This window comes from Pseudomonas sp. DWP2-2 (assembly GCF_049897065.1).
Lineage (GTDB): Bacteria > Pseudomonadota > Gammaproteobacteria > Pseudomonadales > Pseudomonadaceae > Aquipseudomonas > Aquipseudomonas paracarnis.
Map to the genome: position 1 here is coordinate 78303 of NZ_JAFCVN010000004.1, position 19170 is coordinate 97472.

Below are 19170 nucleotides of genomic sequence, written 5' to 3' on the forward strand. Positions count from 1 at the left end.
GGTTAGATCGCATTACGCAGGCTGAGGTTTTCCGGGTGCGGTTGCAGGTAGGCCTGCTGCGCGATGTAGCGGTCCGGATGTTGGCGAAAGTGGTGTTTGAGCAGGGTCAGCGGCACCACCAGTGGCACGATGCCGTGGCGGTATTGGCCGATGACGGTCTGCATTTCCTGTTTGTCATCGGCACTGATGGCTTGCTTGAGATAGCCACTGATGTGTTGCAGCACATTGGTATGGGTAGCGCGAGTCGCGCATTTTTTCAGGCCCGCCATCAGTTCGCTGAAATAGCCGTCGGCCAAAGCTTGCAGGTCAATGCCCTTGCCCATGCTGCCGAGCAAGTGGCCCAGGCTTTTGTAATGCGCCGGGCTGTGGGCCATCAGCAGGTACTTGTAGCGCGAGTGAAACGTCAGCAAGCGGTGACGGGTAAGGCCGTCGGCCAACAGTTGCTGCCAACTGGCGTACACGAATACGCGGGTGAGGAAGTTTTCCCGCAGCACCGGGTCGTTCAGGCGACCGTCTTCCTCCACCGGCAGGTTGGGGTGTCGAGCACAAAACGCCTGGGCGTAAATGCCGCGCCCGCCGCCGTCGACGGGCGTGCCGTTGTCGCGGTACACCTTGACCCGCTCCAGGCCGCAGGACGGTGACTTTTGCATGAAGATGTAGCCGCACAGGTCGGTATGTTCCCGGGCCATTTGCTGGCCGTAATCATCCAGTGGCTGAGTGACATTGAGCGCAGGGTTTACGCTGCCCACGGCCTGCGGGTGGTTGGGGTCCCCGACCAGGCGGATCGCTTGCCGAGGAATGCCCAGGCCGATGGCAACTTCAGGGCACAACGGGACGAAATCGAAATAGTCACTGAGGGTCTGACTGCATAGCAGGGACTGTTTATGACCGCCATTGAAGCGCACGTTCTCACCCAGAAGGCAGGCGCTGATGGCGATCTTCGGTTTCACACGGCTGGACATAAGCAAACCTCTGCAAGAATCCTGTACAAGCTACAAATCTTGTACAACTAAATCTCATCATAGGCTCGATGTTGTACAAGTCAAATATTTTGTACAGGGTTGTGCCGCCGCTTTATTTCCAGCCGATTGTCCAGTCCTCAGCGTTTTTCAGGGTCTGCCAGGGCAGGCGTTCGGCGCGCCGAGTAAGGATGGCCTGCAGTTCGATGTCCAGCACCGTGCCCTCGTCGTCACGGAACAATTCGGTGACCAGGAAGTGTTTTTCCTTGTGGCGGGGATGAGCTGCCGTCCATTTTGACAGCAGCAGTTTGGCGGGGTTGATGCGGTTCATTGCAAGTGCTCGATCAAGCGTCGCGCCGCTTCCTGGCCACTCAACCAGGCACCTTCCACCCGGCCGGAGAGGCACCAGTCACCACAGACGAACAGGCCCAGGTCGGCGTCGGCCAGCACGCCGAATTCATGGCTGCTCGATGGGCGCGCGTAGAGCCAACGGTGCGCCAGGCTGAACGACGGCGCAGGCATGGCGCTGTGCAGCAATTCGGCAAAGGCGCCGTGCAGGTGTTCGATCACCGCTTCCTTGGGCAGGTCCAGGTGGGCCTTGCTCCAGGCGCTGGTGGCGTGCAGCACCCAGGTGTCGAGGGTGGTATCGCGCCCGGGCTTGCTGCGGTTGCGCGCCAGCCAGTCGAGGGGGCTGTCTTGCACGAAGCAGCCCTCCATCGGCGTATCCAGGGGCTTGTCGAACGCCAGGGCGATGGCCCAGGTCGGGTCCATTTTTACCCCGGCGGCGGCGCTCGCCAGCTTGGGCGCGGCGGCCAGCAGGGCGGTGGCTTGGGGCGCCGGCGTGGCAATGATCACGTGACTGAAAGGGCCGTGATTGCCGCCGTCCGCGTCGAGCAGGTTCCAGTGCTGCGTGCCCTGGAAGACTTCGGTGATGCGGCAACCGAACTCCACCGGCAAGTCGTCGAGCAGGGCGCGAGTGATGGCGCTCATGCGCGGCGTGCCCACCCAGCGGATCTGCTCATCGGGGGAGGGCGTCAATTGCCCGGACTTGAAGTTATACAACTGGGGCTTCCACTGCTCGGCCCAGCCGTTGCTTTGCCAGCGCTGCACTTCGTTGACGAAGCGCCGGTCGCGAGCGGTGAAGTATTGCGCGCCCATATCCAGCGCGCCGGCGTCGCTGCGCTTGCTGGACATGCGGCCACCGCTGCCGCGGCTTTTATCGAAGAGATGCACTGCATGCCCAGCGTCTTGTAACGCTCGGGCGGCGGAGAGACCGGCGATGCCGGTACCAATGATCGCGATGGGAACAGTCATGGGAGGCCTCGTTTTACCGTTGGGTACAGACTACGCCGACACCAATAGCTGTACAATATTGTTTTTTGGTATAAGTTTTGGCGTGCCTGATTGTGTGGCGTGACCTATGGTTAAGCTAAGGCTTGAACCCCCGTCACGCTCAATTATCAAATTGATCCCTGCTTATAAAATAGACCAGTGAGCGGCGGCGAACGTTACATGAGGAGAGTCCCATGCATATTTTGCTGACCGGCGGTACCGGCTTGATCGGCCGTCAACTCTGCAAGCACTGGCTCGCGCAAGGCCACCGCCTGACGGTGTGGAGCCGGCAACCGGAAACGGTCGCCCGGGTGTGCGGTGCGCAGGTGCTCGGAGTGGCTCGCCTACAAGAGGTGATTGGCACGGTGGACGCGGTGGTCAACCTGGCAGGCGCGCCTATCGCGGACCGGCCTTGGACCCATAAGCGCAAGGCATTGCTGTGGAACAGTCGCATTCACCTCACCGAAACCTTGCTGGCCTGGATGGAAAGCCTGGAACAAAAACCGGCGGTGCTGATCTCCGGCTCTGCGGTGGGTTGGTACGGCGACGGCGGCGAGCGCGAACTGACCGAAGCCAGCGGCCCGGTGCTGGATGACTTCCCCAGCCAGTTGTGTATCGCCTGGGAGGAAACCGCCCAGCGTGCCGAAGCCTTGGGCATTCGCGTGGTGCTGGTGCGTACGGGGTTGGTGCTGTCTGCCGAGGGCGGCTTTTTGTCGCGCCTGCTGCTGCCGTTCAAACTGGCGCTGGGCGGGCCGATTGGCAATGGACGGCAGTGGATGCCCTGGGTGCATATCAAGGATCAAATCGCCCTGATTGATTTTCTTCTGCACAAGCAAGACGCCAACGGTCCTTATAATGCCTGCGCGCCGCACCCGGTGCGCAACCGCGAATTTGCCAAGACCTTGGGCCAGGTGCTGCACCGCCCGGCGTTCATGCCGATGCCGGCATTTGCGTTGAAGGTTGGCCTGGGTGAGTTGTCCGGCTTGTTGCTGGGCGGGCAAAAGGCTTTGCCTGAACGGCTGCAGGCCGCAGGTTTCACTTTCCAGTTCACTGAGTTGCGTGCGGCTCTGGACGACTTGTCCAGCCGCCTCTAAAGATAGGATGTTGCATGACCGATCACGCGTTGTTACTGGTCAACCTGGGTTCGCCAAAGTCCACTTCAGTGGCCGATGTGCGCAGCTACCTCAATCAGTTCCTGATGGACCCTTATGTGATCGACTTGCCGTGGCCGGTGCGGCGCTTGCTGGTATCGCTGATCCTGATCAAGCGCCCCGAGCAATCGGCCCATGCCTATGCGTCGATCTGGTGGGACGAGGGTTCGCCGTTGGTGGTGCTGAGCCGCCGCCTGCAGCAGCAGATGACCGCGCAGTGGACCCAGGGCCCGGTGGAATTGGCGATGCGTTACGGCGAGCCGTCCCTGGAAACGGTCCTGACACGCCTGGCCGCCCAGGGTATTCAAAAAATCACACTAGCGCCGTTGTACCCGCAGTTTGCCGACAGCACCGTCACCACGGTGATAGAGGAAGCCAAGCGAGTGGTGCGCGACAAGCAACTGAATGTGCAGTTTTCGATCCTGCAACCGTTCTACGATCAGCCTGAGTACCTCGATGCGCTGGCGGCGAGTGTGCGCTCTTATGTGGAGCAGGATTACGATCACTTGCTGCTCAGTTTCCATGGCTTGCCTGAGCGTCATCTGACCAAGCTCGACCCCACGGGCCAGCACTGCTTCAAGGATGCCGACTGCTGCAAGAACGCATCCCCTGAAGTGCTTGCCACCTGTTACCGCGCGCAGTGCTTCAGCGTGGCGCGGGATGTGGCCGAGCGGCTGGGTTTACCGGAGGGCAAATGGTCGGTGGCGTTCCAGTCCCGCCTGGGCCGGGCCAAGTGGATCGAACCCTACACCGAGGCACGCCTTGAGGCATTGGCCCAGCAAGGCGTGAAGAAGCTGCTGGTGATGTGCCCGGCGTTCGTCGCCGACTGTATTGAAACGTTGGAGGAAATTGGCGATCGCGGTCGCGAGCAATTTCTTGAAGCGGGGGGCGAGGAGCTGGTGTTGGTGCCTTGCCTGAATGACGAGCCGCAGTGGGCGGCAGCGCTTAATACCCTGTGCGAACGAGCGCCGGTTGCCTTGTAATCGAGCCCTGCGGTGATCCAATTGTGGGAGCTGGCTTGCCTGCGATGGCGGCCTAACCGCGACGCTTCCCTACTTGCCCCCCCGCGGACCAATTGTGGGAGCGGGCTTGCTCGCGAAGGCGGCATGGCAGTCAACACAGTTGGATTGTGTACATATCCATTCCTGCGGTAACGGCTGCTTAGGGTTCCGCTTTTACAGCGGGTCACTTTGGAAAAGCGCCGGAATGCCGGCCCAGCCCAAAGTAACCAAAGGGCTCTTGCCCCACCACTCGGCACCTCGCCTAGGCTCGGTGTGCCCGAACACAGGCTTGAATCCGTGGGCCGCCGCCACGCGCCATCCATGGCGCGGGGCGGCTAACCCGGCGTCCTGCCGGGTTACCCACGAATTCAAGCCTGCGTTCGGCCAGCGTGGTTTAATGGGGCGCCTAAGATCAAGAGCAAGTTCAAGAGCGACTCGCTTCGCATCGTGATTACTGTCGGCTACAACTGGACGGCCGTTGAGCACCGAAATAATCAAAAGGAGTTTCGTACAGCGGTCTAGGACTTACCTCACGTTCAAGCGTTGAAACCGGTTCATTCCCACGGACCTTCAGTCGCTGCAAATTCAGCGACCGGACGTGAGAAATCCAACTTCAACCCAACCGCGCAGCCGCCCGCGCAACAATCTCCCCGCGCACTTTGCGTGACTCCACCGTGCGCTTGTTGGCTTCCTCCAGCACATGCCTGGGCGCCGTCTCCGGGCGGCCTGAGTCAAACGGTGGGGCCGGCGCGTATTCGATCTGCAGTTGCACCAGTTGCGCCGCCGCTTCGCTGTACAACTCCGCGGCCAAAGTCAGGGCAAAATCAATGCCGGCGGTGATCCCGCCGCCGGTAAACAGGTTGCCATCACGCACCACACGTTTCTGTACGGGGATGGCACCGAGCGGGGCGAGCAGGTGGTGGTACGCCCAATGGGTGGTGGCCTTGCGACCGCGCAGCAACCCTGCCGCGCCCAGTACCAGTGAGCCGGTGCACACCGAGGTCATGTAGCGCACTGTCTGGGCCTGGGCCTTGAGGAAGTCCAGGGTTTGCGGGTCTTCCATCAATGGGCCCACACCGGCGCCGCCGGGTACGCAAAGCACATCCAGGTTCGGGCAGTCGGCGTAGGTCATGGTCGGCGTGAACACCAGGCCAGTGCTGGAGGTGATCGGCGCGAGGTCTTTCCACACCAGGTGCAGCTTCACGTCTGGCAGCGAACCGAGGACATCATAGGGGCCGGTAAGGTCCAGTTGCTGGATGCCGGGGAACAACAGAAAGCCGATCTGCAAGGTCATGTTTCAAGCTCCGAAAAGGAATGGACGTGCTCACTGTAGAAGCCTAGGCTTTGGCGAATACGCCATTGAGCCCACTAATCTCGCCAATCATGCCTAAAATTATTCATGTACTCGCGTTTGAGAATGCCCAGGTACTCGATGTCACCGGGCCTCTACAGGTATTCGCATCGGCTAACGATTTGGCGCGCCAGCATGGTTTGCCATTGCCCTACGCGGTCAACGTCATCGCCGCTCAGGCTGAGCCGGTGATGACGTCAGCCGGCCTGGCGCTGCTGGCCGAACCGCTGCCCGCCATTGACCAGCCCTGCGACACCCTGGTGATCGCCGGTGGCTGGGGCGTGTACGGCGCTGCCGAGGACCCGGCGCTGGTGCAATGGGTGCGCGATAAATCCTTGCACACCCGGCGCATGGCTTCGGTTTGCACCGGGGCTTTTCTGCTGGCCGCCAGTGGCTTGCTCGATGGTTGTCGCGTGGCCACGCACTGGACGCGCTGTGAAGAACTGGCGCGCAAGTTCCCTGCGCTCACGGTGGAGGCCAATCCGATTTTCATCCAGCAAGGTGCGGTGTGGACGTCTGCCGGCGTGACCGCTGGGATCGACCTGTGCCTGGCCCTGGTAGAGGATGACCTGGGGCGTGCGATTGCCTTGGAGGTGGCGCGCCACTTGGTGGTGTTCCTCAAGCGCCCTGGCGGTCAGTCGCAATTCAGCGTGACGTTATCCCTGCAAAAGAGCGACAGCCGTTTTGTCGAGCTGCATGCCTGGATCGCCGATAACCTGACGATGAATCTGAGCATCGCCACCCTGGCGGCCCAGGCTGGCATGAGCGAGCGCAGCTTTGTGCGCCACTACCGCACCGAGACCGGCCAAACCCCGGCGCGGGCCGTGGAACTGATTCGCGTCGAAAACGCACGCCGGCAACTGGCAGATAGCACAGCCTCCATCAAGCGTATCGCCATGCAATGCGGTTTTGGCTGTGAAGAGACTTTGCGCCGCAGCTTTCTGCGGGCCTTGTCAGTGACGCCCCAGGCTTATCGAGAGCGTTTTTCACCGCTCCAGTAGTTCCAGCAAAGCTTGAAGCGTGACCTGGGGCGCTTCCTGGAAAACGTTATGACCCACGCCGGGCAACACCTGGCGGCGATAAAAACCGCTGAAGTGCTCCACGTCATCATCCTCCAGCGACGGCGGGCCCACGCCATCGTCGGCCCCGCACAGCGAAATGCTCGGTACTGATATCGGCGGTTGCGGCACCAGCGCCTGCTCGATGTATTCCAGCGCGGGATCACCCGGCGCATACATGAAGCGATGGCGATAGGAGTGAATCACCACCTCGACAAAATCCGGGTTATCAAACGACGGCGCGGTCAGGCCGTAGCGGCTTGGCCCTTCGGCCCAGGACGGTGACCACAGCGTCCAGAGCAATTGGCAGAGTTCACGCCGGTTGGCCGTCAACCCGTCGACCCCGCGCTGGGTGTGAAAGTAATACTGATACCAGAGCCGGTGCTCTGTCTCAGGTGGCCTGGGCTTGAGCGACTGGCTGATGGCCTGGATGTTGTAGCCATCGCCGGTCACCAGGCCGCGCACCCGCTGCGGCCATAGCGCCGCGACAATACAGGCGGCGCGCCCACCCCAGTCAAAGCCGGCGAGGGTGGCTTGCGGGATGGCCAAGGCATCCATGAAGTCGAGCAGGTCCTTGGCCAGCGCCGCCTGTTGGCCGGAGCGCATCACTTGCGTGTTGATAAATCGCGTCGGGCCATAACCGCGTAAATACGGGACCAACACCCGATAACCACGTTCAGCCAGCACCGGCGCGATGTCGTCGTAGCCCCGTGGGTCGTAGGGGAAGCCATGCAACAGGATCACCGGTTCGCCATCGATGGGGCCGTGGGTTTCGTAAGCCACATCCAGCAGGGTTGTGCGCACATACAGCAGTGGGGCAGGGGATGTCACGGTTGCCATACGGTTTTCTCCCCGCTGAGTTTGCGGTCCAGGAACGTTGCCGCGCTGATCAATGCCAAGTGGCTCAAGGCCTGGGGCGTGTTGCCCAGGTGCCGGGCCTGGCTGTCGAACTCTTCGGCGTACAACCCCAGCGGGTTGGCGTAACGCAGCAACTGTTCGAATTCCAGATGGGCCTTTTCAACTTGCCCGGCGCGCGCCAGGCATTCGACGTACCAGAACGAACAGGCGGCAAACGCGCCTTCGACGCCTTGCAGCCCATCGATCTGGCTATCGTCATTGCGGTAGCGGTAGACCATGCCGTCGCGCACCAGGCTTTTCTGGATCGCTTCCAGTGTCGTGAGCCAGCGCGGGTCCGTGGCGGCGACAAAGCGCACCAGCGGCATCAACAGCATCGAGCCGTCGAGGGCGGTGCTGCCGATATGCTGCACAAAATGCCCGCGTTCTTCGTTCCAGAAGTTAGTCCAGATGTCGGCGTAGATCGCCTGGCGCGTCTGGTCCCAGCGTGCGAACGGGGCCGGCAGCGAACGTTTGGAGGCCAGGCGAATGGCACGGTCCAGGGCCACCCAGCACATCAGGCGTGAGTGCAGGAAATGGTGCTGCTCACCGCGCATTTCCCAGATGCCCACGTCTTTGTGGTTCCAGATCTCACACACTTGGTCGACCACTTCCACCGTGTGTTTCCAGCCTTGGTGGGAGATGGCTTCGCCGTACTTGTTGACCAGATAAACCGCGTCCATCAGTTCGCCGTAGATATCCAACTGGACCTGGTCGAACGCTTCGTTGCCCACCCGCACCGGTTGGGCGCCGCCGTGGCCGCTCAAGTGGTCGAGGGTGGTTTCCGGCAGTTCCTGGCGACCGTCGATGCCGTACAGGATGTTGATCTTGGTCGGCTGGCCGCAGCAGTCGCTGACCCGGCCCCTGAGCCAGCGCATATAGGCGTTGGCTTCCTCGACGAAACCCAGGCGCATGAACGCATAGACGGTGAACGAGGCATCGCGGATCCAGGTATAGCGGTAGTCCCAGTTGCGTTCGCCGCCGGGCGTTTCCGGCAGCCCGAACGTGGCCGCGGCGATGATGGCGCCGTGTTTGCGCGAGGTCAGGAGTTTCAGCGCCAGGGCCGAGCGGTTGACCATCTCGCGCCAGCGCCCGCGATAGTTGGACTGGCTGATCCAACCGCGCCAGAACTTCAAGGTGCGCTCCAGGTAGAGGTCGGTACAGTCGTTGGTGACGCGCGCATCCTCCTGGCCACCGAGGACAAATTCGGCGCCTTCATCCTGGGCGAGGGTAAAGGTGGCGATGGCGGTGTTGCCTTGGAGGGTCAGCGGCTGACTGCCAATCAGGCGCAGGCCGGGCTGGCCGCTGGCGGTGAACACCACGCTGGCAGCCTCGGCCTTCGCCTCGGTGGGGGCCCGGGCATAGTCGTGGCGCACGGCGCAGCTCAGGTGGATAGTCGCCTTGCCACTGACCACCCGTACCCGCCTGATCAGCAAGGGCAGTTCATCGACGTTTTCGCTGACGGTCAGCAGGTCGGTGATCTCCACCACCGCTTCATCGCTCAGCCAGCGAGTCTGCAGCACATTGGTGTCGGGCAGGTAGATCTGCTCGCGGCGGGCGTTGGGCAGGTCCGGGGTAAGCTGGAACGTGCCGGCCTCGGGCGTGTCGAGCAGTGCGCAAAACACCGAAGGGCTGTCGAATTCCGGCCAGCAGAAGAAGTCGATGCTGCCGCGGTCGTTCACCAGTGCCGCGCTGCGCATGTCGCCGATGATCCCGTGGGCATCGATGGCGCTTTGAGGTTCGTTCTTGAAATCAACCATTGCCACGGAACTCCGGGTAGAGGCTCATACCGCCATCGATGAACAAGGTGCTGCCAACCACATAATCAGAGGCATCGCTGGCCAGCCACACCACCGCATTGGCCACGTCTTCGACGTCACCGACACGACCATAAGGAATCAATTTGAGCAGCTCTTTTTCTGCAGCGCCTTCAGTGGCTGCGCGGTTGATCGCCGTGCGAATCGCCCCAGGCGCAATGCCATTGATACGGATGCGTTGTTCGCTGACTTCCTGGGCGAGGGTGCGCATCAGCATCTCCACGCCGCCCTTGGACGCGGCGTAATTCACATGCCCGGCCCAGGGGATGACTTGATGCACCGAACTCATATGGATGATTTTGCCGGCGGCCCGTGACACACCTTCGCGAATACCCTGGCGATTGAAGATGCGCACCGCCGCGCGCGCGCAGAGGAACTGCCCGGTGAGGTTGACACCAATCACCGTGTTCCAATCCTCAAGGGTCATATCGACCAGATTGGCATCTTTTTGCAGCCCGGAGTTGGCCACCAGAATATCCAGGTGGCCGAAGGCGTCGAGGGTTTGCGCGAACAGGCGTTCGACATCGGCCTCCTTGGACACATCGCCGCCAATCGCAAGCGCTCGGCCGCCGTTGGCATTGATCTGCGCGGCGAGAGCCTCAGCCGGTGCCGCCTGGGAGTTGTAGTTAAGCACCACCGCCGCGCCTGCTGCGGCCAGGGCTTTGGCCGCTCCCGCGCCAATGCCGGAACTGGCCCCGGTGACCAGGGCCACTTGTTGCTGCAAGGAAATCTGCATCGCCCACCCACCGTTTTATGAGAGTCCTTCTTGCTGACTGGCGGCGGCGAGCGGAAGTTCACCCCCTGGCGCTTACGCCCAACTCGGGCAAAGCGCGACTTTATCGTATGATGCTGAAAACAAAGGGCAATACAGGAAGCGATGGAATGCATGCGTGGGCCGATACCCGATGGATGAAACTATTACTCAGCGGCGTAGTGGCCGCTTTATCACTGGCTCAGACAGCCTTGTGCGTCGCGGAAAACAGCAATGGTAAAACGCTGTATCTACAGCGCTGTGCTGTGTGCCACGGGCCCGATATCAAAGGCACGGGGCCATTGGCAAAAAAAAGTAATCCGCCAACCCCCGACCTGACAACTGCCACCTTCAAGAAACGACTCCATGATTATCCGGGCGTTATCGTCTCCTCGGTCATCCTTCGCCCCAATGGCAACCTGATCCCCAAGACGCTGCAAGACAACGGCGTAAAGATCGCGCCACATGCCTGGAGCGTTAAAGACTTTCGCGATTTGCATCAATACATGAGTGAGGTCATTTCAAACAAATAGTGGGTGGGCGATGAGCAGCAATTGCCCCACTTAATAGGAAGCATTACTATTCACGTCCCGCCTCCCCAGTGCTCTCGCGATGACTCCTCAGCCGCCCCGCAGAACAGGCTTTTTCGAGCACTACGAAGAGTTGATCGGCACCTGGACGCGCCGCCTGAGAAACCGTCAGCAAGCCGAAGACCTGGCGCACGACACCTTCGTGCGGGTGCTTGAGTCCGCTGCCTGCGAGGTGGCGCAGCCCCGCGCCTACCTGCATCAAACCGCGCGCAATATTGCGGTGGATGCCTACCGCCGCGAAGACCGCCGCGAGACGTTGACGCTGCAGGCGATTGATCACAGCACGCCTCACAGTAGCGACCCGGAGCATTACATGCACGCGATCCAGTTGGCCGACGCCATCGAGCGGGCGCTGGCCGAGTTGCCGCTCAACTGTCGCAGGATTTTCATCTGGCAAAAGATCGAAGGGCTCACCCAGCAGGAAATCGCCACACGCCTGGGGCTGTCTAAAAACATGGTGGAAAAGTATATGATCCGCACCCTGCGACATCTGCGTGATCGTCTGGATGCGAGCGCGCCATGACCGGCTTTGAAACAGGATCTTCCACGATGGATAACCGTGTCCGTGATGAGGCCGCGCAGTGGTTTATACGCCTGCAAGACGGCCCATTGAGCGCCCAGGAACGCCAACGTTTCGATGCCTGGCGCAGGTCGCAGCCCGCGCATCAGTACGAAATCGATGTGCTGCAAGGGCTATGGAGTGCGACGGATTTGCTGCCCAAGGCCCGCTTGCAGGCGCTGGGCGATGCGCCGACCGAGCGCCTTGGACGGCGTGCGCTGATGCGTTATGCCGTGGCCGCCAGTGTGGTCGCCATTGCAGTGGGCCTGGGTGCGTACCGCGGTCTGGGGCAGCCAAAGCCCTACAATGCCGAATTCAGCACGCGGTTAGGCGAGCATCGTCAGGTGACCTTGCCTGACGGTTCCGTGATGGACCTCAACAGCCGCAGCGTGGTCGCGGTTCATTACGAAAAGGGCCGTCGGGGCGTAGAGCTCAAGCAGGGCGAGGCGATGTTCAGCGTGCAGCATGACGCCGGGCGCCCGTTTGTGGTCGCAGCCGGCGCAGGGCAGGTGACCGTCACCGGCACGCGCTTTGATGTACGTCGGGAGGCGGACCAGACCCGCGTGGCGGTCGAAGCCGGCACGGTCAAGGTGCAGGGCCGGGCATCCGATCACATCGTCATGCTCACCGCCGGGCGTGGCACCCATGTCGATCCCCAAGGCCAAGTGGCGGCGGCCTACGCGGTGAACCCTGAAGAACTGACCGCGTGGCGCAACGGTAAACTGGTGTTCAACAACGCCACCTTGGTCGACGTGGCGCGGGAAGTGTCGCGCTACCGCGAGCAACCGCTGCGGGTCAGTACGGCAGCGGTGGGCAATCTGCGCTTGACCAGTGTCTTCAACTCCAGCGATACCGATGCCTTGCTCAAGGCCTTGCCCCACATCCTGCCGGTCGCCTTGCGCACTCTGCCGGACGGTAGCCAGGAAATTATTTCGCGCTGACATTCAGGTTTTTTTCGAGTTCTTCGTCTTCTCCTGCAACTGCAACTGGTTTGCATTAACGGCCGCGCATGCTTGCGATCACAGGACTAGGTTCGACGTGAAAAAACTTGCCCCCCACAACAATAAAATTTCCCGCTGGGCGCCCTTGGCCCTGGCCGTTGCCATCAGTACCGCACAGGCTGCCGAGGGTATCCACATTCGTGCGCAATCCCTCGGCGCAGCCTTGAGCCAATTGGGCCAGCAGACCTCGCTGCAAGTGTTCTTCAGCCCCGATATGGTTGCTGGCAAGCAAGCTCCTGCGGTCGATGGCAATCTCTCGCCCGAACAAGCCCTGCGGCAATTACTGCAAGGCAGTGGCCTGGATTACCAGATTGACGCCGGCTCCGTGACCTTGCGTCCGGTGAGCCGCGGCACCGGTGAAGCGGGCTCACCGCTGGAACTGGGGGTCACCGATATCAAGGTGGTGGGCGACTGGCTTGCCGACGCCGATGCCGAAGTGGTGCAGAACCATCCCGGCGCACGCACCGTCATTCGACGCGAAGCCATGGTAGAGCAGGGCGCGATGAACATCGGTGACGTCCTGCGCCGCGTGCCTGGCGTGCAAGTGCAGGAATCCAACGGCACCGGTGGCAGTGATATTTCCCTTAACGTCGGCGTACGCGGCCTGACCTCGCGCCTGTCACCGCGCTCCACCGTGCTGATTGACGGCGTACCGGCTGCGTTCGCTCCTTACGGCCAGCCACAGCTGTCGATGGCGCCGATTTCTGCCGGTAACCTGGAAAGTATCGACGTTGTCCGCGGTGCGGGTTCGGTGCGTTATGGGCCACAGAACGTCGGCGGCGTGATCAACTTCGTGACCCGTGCGATCCCGCAAGACTTCTCCGGTGGAGTCGGCACCACCCTGCAAACGTCTGCCCACGGTGGCTGGAAGCATGTAGAGAATGCCTTTATGGGCGGCACGGCCGACAACGGTATCGGCGCCGCGCTGCTGTACTCCGGGGTCAACGGTAACGGTTACCGCAACAGCAACAACGGCAACGACATCGATGATGTGATCTTCAAAACCCACTGGGCGCCGACAGATCAAGACGATTTCTCGCTGAACTTCCACTATTACGATGCCAGCGCCGATATGCCCGGCGGCCTGACCCAGAAGCAGTTCGATGCCAACCCGTACCAATCGGTGCGTGACTGGGACAACTTCAGCGGGCGCCGCAAGGACGTGTCGTTCAAGTACATCCGCCAGATCGACGACCGCACCCAGGCCGAAGTGCTGACTTACTATTCCGACAGTTTCCGTGGCAGCAACATTGCCAACCGCGATCTCAAGACCCTCAGCTCCTACCCGCGCACCTACTACACCTTCGGCATCGAGCCGCGTGTGTCCCATGTGTTTGACCTGGGGCCCAGTACCCAGGAAGTCAGTGTGGGGTATCGCTACCTCAAAGAAGGCATGCACGAGGAGGCCACCAGCCTGAACCTGGTCAACAACGTACCGACGCCGGGCGGGCAGAGCGACGGTCACGTGTATCAGGACCGCACGGGGGGCACTGAAGCCAACGCCTTCTATATCGATAACAAAATCGATATTGGCAAATGGACCATCACCCCGGGCATTCGCTTTGAAGATATCCGTACCGAATGGCATGACCGCCCGGTCGTTGCCCTGAACGGCAAGCGTACCGAGGAAAAACGCCGCGAGGTCCACAACAACGAACCGCTGCCGGCGCTGAGCGTGATGTACCACGTGTCTGACGCCTGGAAACTGTTCGCCAACTACGAAACCTCCTTCGGCAGCCTGCAGTATTTCCAACTCGGCCAGGGCGGTACCGGCGACCAGACGGCCAACGGCCTGAACCCGGAAAAGGCCAAGACCTACGAGGTCGGTACGCGCTACAACGACAGCGTCTGGGGCGGCGAAGTGACGCTGTTCTACATCGACTTCTCGGATGAACTGCAATACGTCAGCAATGACGTGGGCTGGACCAACCTCGGCGCCACCAAGCACAGCGGCATCGAAGCATCCGCCCATTACGACCTGTCCAACCTCGACCCGCGCCTCGACGGCCTGACCGCCAACGCGGGCTTCACCTACACCAAGGCCACCTCCGAAGGTGATGTGCCGTTCAAGGGCCGTGACCTGCCACTGTATTCCCGCCAAGTGGCGACCCTGGGCCTGCGTTACGACGTCAACCACTGGACCCACAACCTGGACGTCTATGCCCAGTCCGGCCAGCGTGCGCCCGGCACCGGCACCACCTATATCACCCAAGGCTCTGCTGATGGCCAATACGGTGATATCCCCGGGTATGTCTCGGTCAACCTGCGCAGCGGCTACGACTTTGGCGCGCAACTGTCGAACCTGAAACTGGGCGTGGGCGTGAAGAATGTCTTCGACCAGCAGCATTACACACGCTCTAGCGACAACAATGCAGGGTTGTACCTGGGTGAGCCTCGCACGTTCTTCCTACAGGCAAGCGTAGGGTTTTGAGCTTTAGCCGATGAAGAAAAATCGCGATCTCAAAGGTCGCGATTTTTTTTTGGCCCGGGCCAGGGGCACCGCCCATTCATCGCGAGAAGATCGCCGCTGTCCAAGCTGTTTCCTACACCTTGATCACATATTGTTGCTGGATCAGGAACTGATTCCGACGCAAAACCACACATGGGAAAGCTGGTGGGCTTCGACATTGCGTTGGAGCGACAAGCTGAAAATCGCCCACTGTCATGGAGAAACTTATGTCGGTATCGATGTTGGATACACCCGTCTCTGCTTCAGCAACGTCTGACCTTCCACCGGCCAAGGTCGACATTAAAGTCGCTGACGAGGCTGCGGCTGCGCGTTCTTTCAATGGCCAGAATGCTGCCCATGTTAATTTCCAATCCAGGGAGAACAAGGACGGGCCGGTATTTGGTAGTCCTCAGGCGCCGACCACCGCGGCTGACGCGCATGGGCGTCACCACAGCCCGCAGGGGGCGCAGAGTTTGCTGAGCCAATTCAAGCAGTGGGTCGGTCATTGCTTCAGCGGACATCGGCCGCCCACGCATCCTGGTTGTGAACATCGGCCGCCAAGGCCGAACCCAGGTTGCAGCAACCCGCCCCCCAGACCGAATCCTATTGAGAGCAATCCTCCACCACGACCGGACCCCACCGCAGGTCGACCGTATCCGCCCGCCCCCGGCAGGCCGGATCCGCAGTACGCGTTGAAGAACCGCGAAGAGTTGGCCCAACAACTGCTCGACAACTTCAATGCCTTCAGAGACCCGAAGAAGCCTGGCTACGTCAGCGTTGACAGCATTCTTGCGATGGCGAAAAGAGGGTGGTCGCCTAATCCCGTCATGAACGAGAACATCCGCCTGGCCAATGAGTTGCTACGACGTCCGGAACTGATGGCAGCGATGGATAGGCACAGTTCCACCGGCGCCCTGGATGGTCTTATCGACCGGCAAAAACTGAATATGGTGATCAAAGGAGAGAACTACTTCAAGTACAAGACTGACAAGGAACTGGCCGGTGAGCTGCTTGATCATTTCGACGAGTTGAAGAAAAGGAGCGGGGGCTCAAGCCTGAAAATCAGCGAACTGAAAGAGTGGGCGCGCAAGCCGCTCACTGGCGATGCAGCCAAGGATCATCTGATTCAGTTATCCCAGGAAATACTCACGCGCAGTGACGTGCTCGAAAAAATGGATAACCACCTCAGTAAAGACGGCGATGGGAAGATCAGCCGTAGAGGGCTGTACTCGTTGTCCCGCTGACCGCTCTTGCGGCGCCACCTTTTTGAGGTGGCGCCAGTTTTATATGTTTCAAGGAACGAATTATTCCCGGTTGCCACATAGGTGGTACCTGCGGTAGTGATTTGGCATGCCGTTTTTTCAGCTTTCGAATGAGGGAAAACATATGACTTCAACCTCGTTTAATTCCCCCAAACCTGGCCCTCTCGAGCTTTTGCGCAACACCCAGCAAGCGAGTCTGGCAATGCCAGAGGAGTGCGCAGCGTCGCAAAGTCTTCCCTTTGAGTCGACCGAATATGAGGCCGAGGCGCGGCGCATGAAGGCTTATGCCGGCGAGCGCAAATTCCAGGCGCCCGTTTCGGATGATTTTTCCCGGGGCCTGCTGGCGGAGTTGCAGACGCCGGGGGCCGGTGGCGATTCATTGAAAGACACCGGCTTGATCAACAGCCTGGCAGGCTGGTGGCGTAGGCGAAAGCTGGATGAGGGTGGTTGACCACGGTTTTACATATTGTCATTGGTATTAGCCTTTTACTCGGAACTGTCGAGCCCATCCAACCACACATGAGGTACCTGCCTGAGGAGAGTCTATTCGTTGATTTTGCCCATCACGGCACAGACCACCCAGCGGATATGCATCTGAAAAGAGTTGGAGAAAACCCATGACAATTAAGGGTGCAGTACCTTCCGGCCGGCCGCTTCCTCCCGACAGGCTGGCCGCACAATCAACCACCCCACCACCGGTCTGCCAATCTGAAACCTGGTATGAAGCCCCATCCGCGCCCTCGGCTGGAGGCTCGCACAAACCCTTTCTCTTGCGTGGGACCTTATCCGCTCTGCGCTATCGAGACTTGCAGAACTCCCCTGTTGAGCGGGCCAGTGGTTCCCTGCCAAGTGCAACTACAAAGGATAGCCAGTTGGCAAAGGCCTTGGAAAAATCCTTCGGCGCGGTGCACCCGTTTCTGAATGACGGGCGCTTGACTTGGACGTCCTTGAAGCGGATCGCTGCTCAACCGACGGGTGAAAACGAGGTGTTGGACAACGCGATCCAGGTCGTCAGAGAAATTCTCAAACGCCCTCGGCTAAGCGACGCTATCTTCAGCCGTGATGGCGATATCACACGTGACAGCCTCAGTGCAGCTGCCCAGACCTTGCAGGGCAACAGCTCTCCAAGTGTTTTCAGCCAGGATCCGTTTCATGCCCAAAGCAATGCACGGGTGGTGGAGGCGCTGCAAAGCCAGTTTGCGCATCTGCGAGACGAGACCATGGATCGAACCTATCTCTTTGAAACGCATCAGTACGTTGAAATAGCCAAGCTTCGGTCGGTTATGCAAGACCCGTATGAGGTAGATCAACACGGCGCGCCTGTGCTGGATACGTCTACAGGCATGCCCAGGTCCCAATACAGCGAGCTCAGTGTCTACACAGCGAAGAATATTCTTGACCGTCCGGGTTTGCTTTCGTCATTACAGCGAGCCAATGGCACACGACTGTTTGGCCCGCCTCACAAGGACGGTTGGCTCAGCAACAAAAGCCTCGAACGTTGGCGGGAGCAGGACGATGCTCGCAAAGCGCGTTGAAGCTTGGACTCATACCTTGAGGATTTTTCCACTGATGGCTACTGCCGCCAGCAATACCGCGATCAGGATGAACGCAGTACTCAAGCTGCTGCCATGGGCGATAAAGCCAATCATGGCGGGGCCGGCGAGAATCCCGGCGTAGCCCAATGTGGTGATGGCAGGCACTGCGATATGCTCTGGCATCACCGTTTGCTTACCCACGGCGGTATACAGTACCGGTACGATATTCGAACACCCTGCACCCACCAGCGCGTAGCCGAGCAGCGCCGTTTCCCACGTTGGCAATAGGGTCGCGAGGAGCAAGCCGGCAAAGGCCAGCGCGCCACCGATCACGATTACGCGAGTGGGGCCCAGGCGTCGAACAATGGCATCGCCGGTCAGGCGTCCAGCAGTCATGGTCAAGGCAAATGCCGCGTACCCCAGGCCGGCGTAAGCCTCATCCAGGCCGCGCTCGGCGCTGAGGAACACAGCACTCCAATCCAGCACGGCACCTTCAGCCAGGAATACGATGAAACACAGGCAACCGATAAACAACACCACGCCATGGGGCACTGCAAATGCCGGTCCCGAGCTTTTGCTGCCATAAGGCAACAAATGCGGTGCGGCTTTCAACAGCGCCGCCACCGTGATAACGACGACCACCAGAGTCGCCTGCAATGGCGACAGGCCCAGCCCCAGCAACCCCGCAACCCCCGCTGCGCCGACAATGCCCCCCAGGCTGAACAACCCGTGAAAGCCCGACATCATGGTTTTGCCACTGGCGCGCTCAACGATCACCGCTTGCAGGTTGACGGTGGAGTCCACGGTGCCCAGGCCCGCGCCAAACAGGAATAACCCCGCGATCAACAGCGGGATCGAACTGACAGTGGCCAGCATCGGCAGGGCCAGGCAGATCATCAGCGTCCCTGCGGTGAGCACGCGTCGGCAGCCAAAGCGAGATGCCAGCACGCCCGCAGCGGGCATCGCGATGATCGACCCCACCCCCAGGCACAACAACAGCAGGCCAAGGGTGCCTTCATTCAGATTTGCACGCGCCTTTGCGTACGGCACCAAAGGTGCCCAGGCGGCGATACCGAAACCTGCGATAAAAAAAGCGATGCGGGTCGACATCTGCTCCAGCCGCCCGGGAACCACGGGGGCAGGGGTGGGAATGGCAGTCATGAAAAATCCTTGGTTTGGCGTTCAACGAACGATGTCCGGCGCGACATCCTTGCACATCAGGCCCTCTCGAGCGAGCTGGGTTCCTTTTGTGATCAGGATTAAAAGCGCAGATTGCGAGCATTTTTTTTACAAAAAATGGAACGCTTTGTCGTGGGGTAACCACGTAGGAATGGTCGAACCTGTAGGAGGTGGTCCGGAAGGTGTGTACTCCCTGCAGGAGTGGCTGAACCCCAGGTTCTTGCAGTGGCTTACTGCCTTTGCGCCCACCTCCCACAGATCGACCGTTCTGTAATACGCTG

At 60.4% G+C, this 19170-nt stretch carries 18 protein-coding genes; 10 read left to right on the forward strand and 8 right to left on the reverse strand.

Annotated features, from left to right (window positions below):
* Positions 1 to 2 precede the first annotated feature (2 nt).
* The 3 genes from ACP7CZ_RS10715 to ACP7CZ_RS10725 all read right to left on the reverse strand — a co-directional run bounded on the left by ACP7CZ_RS10715 (position 3) and on the right by ACP7CZ_RS10725 (position 2273).
* Positions 3 to 962 carry a YbgA family protein gene (locus tag ACP7CZ_RS10715; protein ID WP_054896872.1) on the reverse strand — a complete coding sequence of 320 codons (960 nt, stop codon included), beginning with the start codon at positions 960 to 962 and terminating at the stop codon, positions 3 to 5.
* Positions 963 to 1074: 112 nt separating this feature from the next.
* Entirely contained in the window at positions 1075 to 1290 is a 216-nt protein-coding gene (locus ACP7CZ_RS10720; RefSeq protein ID WP_054896873.1) for a TIGR02450 family Trp-rich protein, read from the reverse strand.
* Complete coding sequence (locus ACP7CZ_RS10725; RefSeq protein WP_034128068.1) at positions 1287 to 2273, reverse strand: NAD(P)/FAD-dependent oxidoreductase; 987 nt, start codon at positions 2271 to 2273, stop codon at positions 1287 to 1289. The genes ACP7CZ_RS10720 and ACP7CZ_RS10725 overlap by 4 nt, the downstream gene beginning before the upstream one ends.
* 212 nt (positions 2274 to 2485) lie before the next feature.
* Here ACP7CZ_RS10725 and ACP7CZ_RS10730 point away from each other — a divergent pair, with 212 nt between their 5' ends.
* Together ACP7CZ_RS10730 and hemH are read left to right on the forward strand one after the other, a co-directional pair.
* Positions 2486 to 3385 (forward strand): TIGR01777 family oxidoreductase, encoded by a 900-nt coding sequence (locus tag ACP7CZ_RS10730; protein WP_054896874.1) that lies wholly within the window; start codon positions 2486 to 2488, stop codon positions 3383 to 3385.
* Between the two features lie 14 nt (positions 3386 to 3399).
* On the forward strand, positions 3400 to 4425 hold the full coding sequence (gene hemH, locus ACP7CZ_RS10735) for a ferrochelatase (protein ID WP_236279328.1): 1026 nt from the start codon (positions 3400 to 3402) through the stop codon (positions 4423 to 4425).
* Positions 4426 to 5056: 631 nt separating this feature from the next.
* Here the strand turns inward: hemH and inhA are convergent.
* Positions 5057 to 5737 carry an isonitrile hydratase gene (gene inhA / locus ACP7CZ_RS10740; protein ID WP_054898222.1) on the reverse strand — a complete coding sequence of 227 codons (681 nt, stop codon included), beginning with the start codon at positions 5735 to 5737 and terminating at the stop codon, positions 5057 to 5059.
* A gap of 89 nt (positions 5738 to 5826) precedes the next feature.
* Between inhA and ACP7CZ_RS10745 the strand changes: the two genes are divergently transcribed.
* Positions 5827 to 6795, forward strand: a complete 969-nt coding sequence (locus ACP7CZ_RS10745) for a GlxA family transcriptional regulator (protein WP_294165637.1) — start codon at positions 5827 to 5829, stop codon at positions 6793 to 6795.
* On the opposite strand, the gene ACP7CZ_RS10750 is transcribed toward ACP7CZ_RS10745, so the two are convergent.
* Genes ACP7CZ_RS10750 through ACP7CZ_RS10760 form a run of 3 tightly spaced genes read right to left on the reverse strand, consistent with a single transcriptional unit; the run spans position 6781 to position 10299 of the window.
* The gene (locus ACP7CZ_RS10750; RefSeq protein WP_205548215.1) at positions 6781 to 7692 is read right to left on the reverse strand and encodes an alpha/beta fold hydrolase; all 912 of its coding nucleotides are present in this window, start codon (positions 7690 to 7692) and stop codon (positions 6781 to 6783) included. The genes ACP7CZ_RS10745 and ACP7CZ_RS10750 overlap by 15 nt on opposite strands.
* Positions 7680 to 9506: a glycoside hydrolase family 15 protein gene (locus tag ACP7CZ_RS10755; protein ID WP_054898225.1), complete on the reverse strand. Its 1827-nt coding sequence runs from the start codon at positions 9504 to 9506 to the stop codon at positions 7680 to 7682. The genes ACP7CZ_RS10750 and ACP7CZ_RS10755 overlap by 13 nt, the downstream gene beginning before the upstream one ends.
* The gene (locus ACP7CZ_RS10760) at positions 9499 to 10299 is read right to left on the reverse strand and encodes a glucose 1-dehydrogenase (protein WP_054898226.1); all 801 of its coding nucleotides are present in this window, start codon (positions 10297 to 10299) and stop codon (positions 9499 to 9501) included. Before ACP7CZ_RS10760 ends, ACP7CZ_RS10755 begins: the two co-directional genes overlap by 8 nt.
* Positions 10300 to 10445: 146 nt before the next feature.
* On the opposite strand from ACP7CZ_RS10760, the gene ACP7CZ_RS10765 reads away from it, so the two are divergent.
* The 7 genes from ACP7CZ_RS10765 to ACP7CZ_RS10795 all read left to right on the forward strand — a co-directional run bounded on the left by ACP7CZ_RS10765 (position 10446) and on the right by ACP7CZ_RS10795 (position 17710).
* Complete coding sequence (locus ACP7CZ_RS10765; RefSeq protein ID WP_080757661.1) at positions 10446 to 10847, forward strand: cytochrome c; 402 nt, start codon at positions 10446 to 10448, stop codon at positions 10845 to 10847.
* A 79-nt stretch (positions 10848 to 10926) separates the two neighbouring features.
* Positions 10927 to 11427 carry a sigma-70 family RNA polymerase sigma factor gene (locus tag ACP7CZ_RS10770; RefSeq protein ID WP_181125376.1) on the forward strand — a complete coding sequence of 167 codons (501 nt, stop codon included), beginning with the start codon at positions 10927 to 10929 and terminating at the stop codon, positions 11425 to 11427.
* A gap of 26 nt (positions 11428 to 11453) precedes the next feature.
* Positions 11454 to 12404 (forward strand): FecR family protein, encoded by a 951-nt coding sequence (locus tag ACP7CZ_RS10775; RefSeq protein WP_294165641.1) that lies wholly within the window; start codon positions 11454 to 11456, stop codon positions 12402 to 12404.
* A gap of 97 nt (positions 12405 to 12501) precedes the next feature.
* Complete coding sequence (locus ACP7CZ_RS10780) at positions 12502 to 14895, forward strand: TonB-dependent siderophore receptor (protein ID WP_294165643.1); 2394 nt, start codon at positions 12502 to 12504, stop codon at positions 14893 to 14895.
* 245 nt (positions 14896 to 15140) lie between these two features.
* A complete protein-coding gene (locus tag ACP7CZ_RS10785) occupies positions 15141 to 16157 on the forward strand; it encodes a type III secretion effector protein (protein WP_294165645.1) in 1017 nt (338 codons plus the stop codon).
* Positions 16158 to 16449: 292 nt separating this feature from the next.
* Entirely contained in the window at positions 16450 to 16626 is a 177-nt protein-coding gene (locus tag ACP7CZ_RS10790) for a type III secretion effector protein (protein WP_080757665.1), read from the forward strand.
* Between the two features lie 421 nt (positions 16627 to 17047).
* A complete protein-coding gene (locus ACP7CZ_RS10795) occupies positions 17048 to 17710 on the forward strand; it encodes a type III secretion effector protein (RefSeq protein ID WP_230960040.1) in 663 nt (220 codons plus the stop codon).
* A 9-nt stretch (positions 17711 to 17719) separates the two neighbouring features.
* Here the strand turns inward: ACP7CZ_RS10795 and ACP7CZ_RS10800 are convergent, their stop codons facing one another.
* The gene (locus tag ACP7CZ_RS10800) at positions 17720 to 18871 is read right to left on the reverse strand and encodes an MFS transporter (protein ID WP_294165651.1); all 1152 of its coding nucleotides are present in this window, start codon (positions 18869 to 18871) and stop codon (positions 17720 to 17722) included.
* Positions 18872 to 19170: the final 299 nt, after the last annotated feature.